The sequence below is a fragment of the Streptomyces sp. NPDC048254 genome, assembly GCF_043201895.1.
Classification (GTDB): Bacteria; Actinomycetota; Actinomycetes; order Streptomycetales; family Streptomycetaceae; genus Streptomyces.
Genome location: NZ_JBICZJ010000023.1, coordinates 174322 through 180543 on the forward strand (window position 1 = coordinate 174322; position 6222 = coordinate 180543).

The following is a 6222-nucleotide window of genomic DNA, read 5'->3' on the forward strand; positions in this document are numbered from 1 at the left end:
GGGTCGGTCACTTGCGCCGCTGCCTCCGCCCCGAAGGAGCCGCTGGAGCCGCGGGCTACCAGCGCGGGCGGGTCTGATTCTCACTCGGCCTGCTGGGGGCACTCCCAAGGTGGTGCGGGGAAGGAGGGGCGTCGTCGCCGGTCGCCCGGGGCACCTCGTTCGGCTCGCGCATGTTCTGCTCCGCGCGCACCGGCCCGGAGGGCGGCAGTGTGGGGGTGGTCCCCACGGCGTGGTGGTCGGGACTCCTTGCGCCGGACGCCGATTCCGAAACGTACGGCGGCCACCAGCGCGGCCGCGACGAGCAGACCGCGGACGCCGATGACCACCGTCCCGGCGGCTAATCCCAGGCCGAAGGGGCGTGGCTGACGTGGCCCGCGCCTGGTCACCGGTAGCGTCGCGGCGGAGCGGACAGACACCGCGTATCGGCCACGCCGGTGAGCGTCGCCACTCCGCAGGAGCCGGCGGTCTCCCGGGCGGCGGGCAGAGCGCCCGCGAGGCGCTTCCCGCGCTCGGCCCGGCTGAGGAGGACCATGACCGAACTGTCGCAGCGGGTCGGCGAGAAGGCCGGGGCCTCCGCCGCTCCGGCGCCGCTCGGGCGCAGACTGCTGGGCTGGGCCACCACCACCGACCACAAGGTGATCGGTCGGCTGTACATGGTGACAGCGTTCTGCTTCTTCCTCCTCGCCGGCCTGCTCGCCCTCGGCATGCGCGCGGAACTGGCCCACCCCGGGCTTCAGCTGATGAGCCAGGACGTCTACAACCAGCTCTTCACCGTCCACGGCACGATCATGATGCTGCTGTTCGCGACCCCGATGTTCGCCGGGTTCGCGAACGCGGTGATGCCGTTGCAGATCGGCGCCCCGGACGTGGCGTTCCCCCGGCTGAACGCGCTGTCGTACTGGATGTACCTGTTCGGCGGGCTGATCGTGGTCTCCGGGTTTCTGGTGCCGGGGGGCGCGGCGTCGTTCGGGTGGTTCGCGTACGCGCCGCTCAACAGTGGGTACTACTCCCCCGGCGCGGGCGCCGACCTGTGGGTGATGGGGCTGGTGGTCACCGGCGTGTCGACCACGCTGGGCGCGGTCAACTTCGTCACGACGATCCTGTGTCTGCGCGCCCCGGGCCTGACCATGTTCCGGATGCCGATGTTCACCTGGAACGTGCTGTTCACGTCGATCCTGGTGCTGCCGGCGTTCCCGGTGCTCACGGCCGCACTGCTGGCGCTGGAGTGCGACCGGAAGTTCGGCTCGCACGTCTTCGACGCGCACAACGGCGGGGCGTTGCTGTGGCAGCACCTGTTCTGGTTCTTCGGGCATCCCGAGGTGTACATCGTGGCGCTGCCGTTCTTCGGGATCGTCTCGGAGATCATCCCGGTGTTCTCGCGCAAGCCGCTCTTCGGCTATCTGCCGATGATCGGGGCCACGACCACCATCACCATGCTGTCCGCAGTGGTGTGGGCGCACCACATGTTCGCGACCGGGGCGGTGCTGCTGCCGTTCTTCTCGTTGATGTCGTTCCTGATCGCGGTGCCGACCGGGATCAAGTTCTTCGCGTGGATCGGGACGATGTACCGGGGTTCACTCTCGTTCGAGACCCCGATGCTGTGGTCGGTGGGGTTTCTGGTGTCGTTCCTCCTCGGCGGGTTGAGCGGGGTGCTCCTCGCGTCGCCGCCGCTCGACTTCCATGTCACCGACTCGTACTTCGTGGTGGCGCATCTGCACTATGTGCTGTTCGGCACGGTCGTGTTCGCGATGTTCGCCGGGTTCTACTTCTGGTGGCCGAAGTTCACCGGGAAGATGCTCGACGAACGGCTCGGCAAGGCGCACTTCTGGCTGCTCTTCCCGGGGTTCCAGCTGACGTTCCTGGTACAGCACTGGCTCGGTGAGCAGGGCATGCCGCGACGGGTCGCCGACTATCTGCCGGCGGACGGGTTCACCCTGCTCAACACCCTGTCCTCGGCGGGCGCGTTCCTGCTCGGGATCTCCACACTGCCGTTCCTCTACAACGTCTGGCGTACGGCCCATCGTGGGCGGCAGGTCGAGGAGGACGACCCCTGGGGATACGGACGCGGCCTGGAGTGGGCCACCTCCTGCCCGCCGCCCCGGCACAACTTCACGGCGCTGCCCCGGGTGCGGTCGGAGTCCCCGGCGTTCGACCTGCACCATCCGGGGATCGTCCGGCGGGCGGAGCAGGAGGGTCTGCGGTGAAGGTCGAGGCACTGCTCTTCGGCGGGGTGGCCGTCTTCTTCGGTGCGGCGGCCGCGCTCTACGGCATGTGGTCCGACGCCGATCCGGCCGGTACGGCGGCGCTGATCGTGGCGTTCGGGATGGCCGCGCTGGTGTCGTTCTTCTGCGCCACCCAGTACGTCCGGCACGGCCGGCGCCCGCAGGACCGTACGGACGCGGAGGTGGCGGACTCCGCCGGGCCGCTGGAGTTCTTCCCGCCGCACAGCCCCTGGCCGATCGTCACCGCTTTCGGGTTCGCCGTCGCGGCGGTGGGGGTGGTGTTCGGGCTGTGGCTGTTCCTCATCGGCTTCGGCGTTCTGGCTCGGGGGGTCGCCGGGCTGGTGTTCCAGTACGTGAACCGGGGGGTTGATCAGGAGGACTGAGCGGCCTGCGCGGGGCGCCCGGCCGGAACGACGTGACCGGGCGGTGGCCGCTCTCGTAACCGCCGGCGAGGGTCTGCCGTACCTCCCCCGTCTCCTCGCCCTCGGCCAGCAGTTCCTGCTCGGCGTGCAGCAGCGCACGACACACCGTGCGGGTCACGAAGAAGGCGGCGACCGGGGCCACGACCAGGGCGACCCGGAAGATCCACGTCAGGGCGTTCACCGAGATCCGGAAGCTCTGGGCGATGACGTCGTTGCCGCCGGCCAGCAGCAGCACGGCGTAGAAGGTGACGCCCGCGGCGCCGAGGCCGGTACGCACCGGCCGGTCGCGTGGCCGGTCGCTGAAGTGCTGCTCCTGGCTGTCCTCGCCGGTGAGCCGTTGCTCGACGAAGGGGTAGGCGTACAGGACGACGAAGAGCAGCGCGGGCAGCACGACGGCCGGCAGCAGGACGTTCCACATGAGGGTGTGCCCGGCGAGGTTCGTCTCCCAGGGCGGGACGAGGCGCAGCGAGCCTTCGAGGAAGCCGACGTACCAGTCCGGCTGGGAGCCGGTCGACACCTGGTCCGGCCGGTAGGGGCCGTACACCCACACCGGGTTGATCTGCGCGACACCGGCGAGCACCACCAGCAGCCCGGAGACGGCGAGGGACAGACCCATCGAGGAGGCCGCGAACTGGGGGTAGAGCGGCTTGCCGGTCACGTTCCTGTTCATGCGTCCGGGGCCGCGCCACTGGGTGTGCTTCAGGTGGAAGACCAGGATCAGGTGCACGGTGACCAGGGCGATCAGCGCGCCCGGCAGCAGCAGGATGTGCAGGGTGTAGAGCAGCGGAACGATGTCGTGGCCGGGAAACTCGGAGCCGAACACGAACATGGCGAAGTACGTCCCGACGAGCGGGATCGACAGCATGATGCCCTGGGCGATCCGCAGACCGGTGCCGGAGAGCAGGTCGTCCGGGAGCGAGTAGCCGGCGAAGCCCTCGGCGAGGGCGAGCGTGAAGAGGGTGACGCCGATGGCCCAGTTCAGCTCGCGGGGTCGACGGAAGGCTCCGGTGAAGAAGACCCGCAGCAGGTGCAGGCCGATCGCGGCGACGAAGACCAGCGCGGCCCAGTGGTGGGTCTGCCGCATCAGCAGGCCGCCGCGCACCTCGAAGCTGATGTGCAGGGTCGAGTCGAACGCGCCCGACATCAGCGTCCCGCGCAGGGGCTCGTAGGGGCCCTCGTAGACCACCTCCCGCATCTCGGGCTTGAAGAAGAACGTCAGCCACACGCCGGTCAGCACCAGCAGGATCAGGCTGTAGAGGGCGATCTCACCCAGCAGGAACGACCAGTGGTCGGGAAAGGACTTGCGCAGCAGCCGACCGGCCCCGTCGTGGACGGGCAGCCGGGCGTCCACCGCAGCCGCGAACCGTTCCCCGCCCCGGCTTTCCTCGCCCTCGTCCGGTCCCCTCCCCCTCATCCGGCCCCCGCGGCGCTTCGCGTGCATCGCACTGACCTCACGTGACGCCCTCCTCAGGACCGTATGCCTCGCACTCTGCCCATCCCTTGCCCGGGAGGCGCGGCGCGAGTGCCCCGTCGCCGTGAAACACCCGCGCGGCAGGGCCTCGGCACCCGATCGGATGAGCCGCCGCGGTTCCCGGCGCGAGGGTGCCGATCGCGCTGCCATCGTCGACGACCGGAGGCGCAACGGGTCACCAGACGAACTGGGAGGCTCCGCATGCCAGGTGGAGGACCTGCGACTGCAGGGCCGGCCCGCCGCCCGTCGACTTCGCTCCCCTCCCGGTCGTCATCGACATGGCCGAACTCGGCACCACCGTTCTACCGCGCCGGCGAGCTCCGCAAGGTGTCGTGCGGCGCGATACATCGCAGTCAAGGCCGCGCAGCGACCAACCAGGTGGGAGCCGTCCTGAAGCACGCCGGGATCAAGTTCGCGCTGGCTGGTAGCGTCGCGGTACCCCGGGTCCTGGGGTTGCTGCCGACGGACCAGAGGCGGCTGCCGTTGGTCCGGTAGCGGCAACGGATCGGCGGCCCGTTCCGCGCCGACGTTGGCGGCTGGCTGTCATCGTCGGCTCCCCTCGCCCACCGCGGCGCGCAGACGGCGCCGCAATTCCTCGGCGTACGGCAGGACGACACCACCCGCGGTGATCGCGGCGAGCCCCGCGAGGTACGCGGCGGGCAGCGGATGCTCCTTGGGCAGCAGTCGCCAGTCCTGCGGGTCAGGCTTCTCCGCCTCGATGAACGAGCGCACCGTCACCGGCGAGCGATCAAAACTGCGGTCGACGTGTACCGGCACCGTTCACCGAGGCTCGCCCATGCCAGGCGGGGAGCGGAAGCGGTTTAAAGCGACAGCTCGGTCGTGGAACCGGGAACGGGACATCCGAGAAACCATCCGCCACATTTCTCTCTCTTCTTCGATGTCCTGTGGCAGGTCAAGGCCCATGGCCCGAGCCAATGGGTGGCGCCCCAGGTTGACCAGTGCGCGGACGGCTGCCGCCCATTCATCAGTCGCTGCAACCGCGACCCGATACCACAGCAGGCACCTGCTGGGAACCTCACGTAACTGACCGAGGCTGGCCGTTATCACAGCAAAATGGCCAGCGACCACCATGACCGCCCGCTGGAAGGCTCCTCAAGATGCGCCTGAAGACACCTCGGTCCGTTCACCCCCAGGACCGTCATCCTCGCCGGCTCCCCACACCCGGATCCACCAGCGAATCGTCGTCACCCTCTCCGCACATGGCTCGGGGCAGGGGTGCCTATCGCCGCCTCCAGAGTCGCCTGGCCGGCAATCCGCAGAAGAGGGTCTCGCCCAGCGCAATGCACGCGGCGACGACAGCAACCCCTCACCTGTCCTGGGAATGAGACGTCCCGCCACTCCGCACGTTCTCTCCTCTGCCCCCACTCCCCTCCGTCCGGCCACGCACCAGCATGGCCAACACCCTCGATCTCTCGGCTCCGACGTGCAGCTCCTTGCGCAGCGTCTCCGCCGAAGACGGCCGCTGATGCAGCTCCCGATGCTGGAGATCGAGCCTCCTCGCTCGCGCCAGCAGCGGATCCTCATCCAGTTCCGCCCCGCCCGCATCCGCCCCATCCCGGTCAAGCCACCGCTCGGTCCCGTCCAGACGACGACTACCAGTCCGGTGAACCAGGAGTTCCACCGACAGCAACAACGCCACCGGCGGCCGGCCGGCCACCAGCACCGACCGCCACTCCAGCCCCGGCGCCGCAGCCACATTCGCAGCCACATTCGCAGCCAAGGAGACAGCGATACCCAGCAAGAACGCCGCCCAGACCGCCCACTTGGCGCGACGGCCGACATCGCTCTCCTGCTTCAGCAGACCCAGCGTGGGCAACAGCAGCAGCCCGTCCACCGACAACGGCCACAACGACGCACTCACCCGGTCCGCCCCGCCCTGCACAGCGAACGACCGCTGGTGAATATATGACGCATAAGCCGCGACTCCTGCCACAACCAGCGCACACAGGGGCCGCACCCATGCCTCGACATCGAGGGCCCGGCGAGCGTTCCTTCCGTTCTAGTGGTTGTCGCAACACCCCAGTTCAGGGGATGCGATGGACTTCGAGATTCGGAAGGTACGGAGCCCTCAGGGCCGCAAGAAGCT

The 6222-nt window shown here is 69.2% G+C and carries 7 protein-coding genes; 2 read left to right on the forward strand and 5 right to left on the reverse strand.

Translation table 11 applies throughout. The features are described 5' to 3' along the window. Positions 1 to 80 precede the first annotated feature (80 nt). On the reverse strand, positions 81 to 416 hold the full coding sequence (locus ACGFZQ_RS44240; RefSeq protein WP_393845222.1) for a DUF6479 family protein: 336 nt from the start codon (positions 414 to 416) through the stop codon (positions 81 to 83). After that, positions 383 to 532, reverse strand: a complete 150-nt coding sequence (locus tag ACGFZQ_RS44245; RefSeq protein ID WP_351749205.1) for a hypothetical protein — start codon at positions 530 to 532, stop codon at positions 383 to 385. The genes ACGFZQ_RS44240 and ACGFZQ_RS44245 overlap by 34 nt, the downstream gene beginning before the upstream one ends. Here ACGFZQ_RS44245 and ctaD point away from each other — a divergent pair. Further along, positions 531 to 2204 carry a cytochrome c oxidase subunit I gene (gene ctaD, locus ACGFZQ_RS44250; RefSeq protein ID WP_393845223.1) on the forward strand — a complete coding sequence of 558 codons (1674 nt, stop codon included), beginning with the start codon at positions 531 to 533 and terminating at the stop codon, positions 2202 to 2204. The two genes, ACGFZQ_RS44245 and ctaD, sit on opposite strands and share 2 nt — an antisense overlap. Further along, positions 2201 to 2605, forward strand: a complete 405-nt coding sequence (locus ACGFZQ_RS44255) for a cytochrome c oxidase subunit 4 (RefSeq protein ID WP_351749201.1) — start codon at positions 2201 to 2203, stop codon at positions 2603 to 2605. Before ctaD ends, ACGFZQ_RS44255 begins: the two co-directional genes overlap by 4 nt. Here ACGFZQ_RS44255 and ACGFZQ_RS44260 read toward each other — a convergent pair. From ACGFZQ_RS44260 to ACGFZQ_RS44270, 3 genes are all read right to left on the reverse strand, one after another. Continuing rightward, positions 2523 to 4085, reverse strand: coding sequence for a cytochrome bc complex cytochrome b subunit (locus ACGFZQ_RS44260; RefSeq protein ID WP_393845224.1), 1563 nt, complete (start codon positions 4083 to 4085; stop codon positions 2523 to 2525). The two genes, ACGFZQ_RS44255 and ACGFZQ_RS44260, sit on opposite strands and share 83 nt — an antisense overlap. A 573-nt stretch (positions 4086 to 4658) precedes the next feature. After that, positions 4659 to 4853 carry a hypothetical protein gene (locus ACGFZQ_RS44265; RefSeq protein ID WP_393845225.1) on the reverse strand — a complete coding sequence of 65 codons (195 nt, stop codon included), beginning with the start codon at positions 4851 to 4853 and terminating at the stop codon, positions 4659 to 4661. 589 nt (positions 4854 to 5442) lie between these two features. Continuing rightward, the gene (locus tag ACGFZQ_RS44270; RefSeq protein WP_393845226.1) at positions 5443 to 6093 is read right to left on the reverse strand and encodes a DUF2637 domain-containing protein; all 651 of its coding nucleotides are present in this window, start codon (positions 6091 to 6093) and stop codon (positions 5443 to 5445) included. Positions 6094 to 6222: the final 129 nt, after the last annotated feature.

Coding starts and splice junctions, on each gene's coding strand:
- ctaD (WP_393845223.1), top strand. CDS start 531: ATGACCGAACTGTCGCAGCGGGTCGGCGAGAAGGCCGGGGCCTCCGCC.
- ACGFZQ_RS44260 (WP_393845224.1), bottom strand. CDS start 4,085: ATGCACGCGAAGCGCCGCGGGGGCCGGATGAGGGGGAGGGGACCGGAC.
- ACGFZQ_RS44245 (WP_351749205.1), bottom strand. CDS start 532: ATGGTCCTCCTCAGCCGGGCCGAGCGCGGGAAGCGCCTCGCGGGCGCT.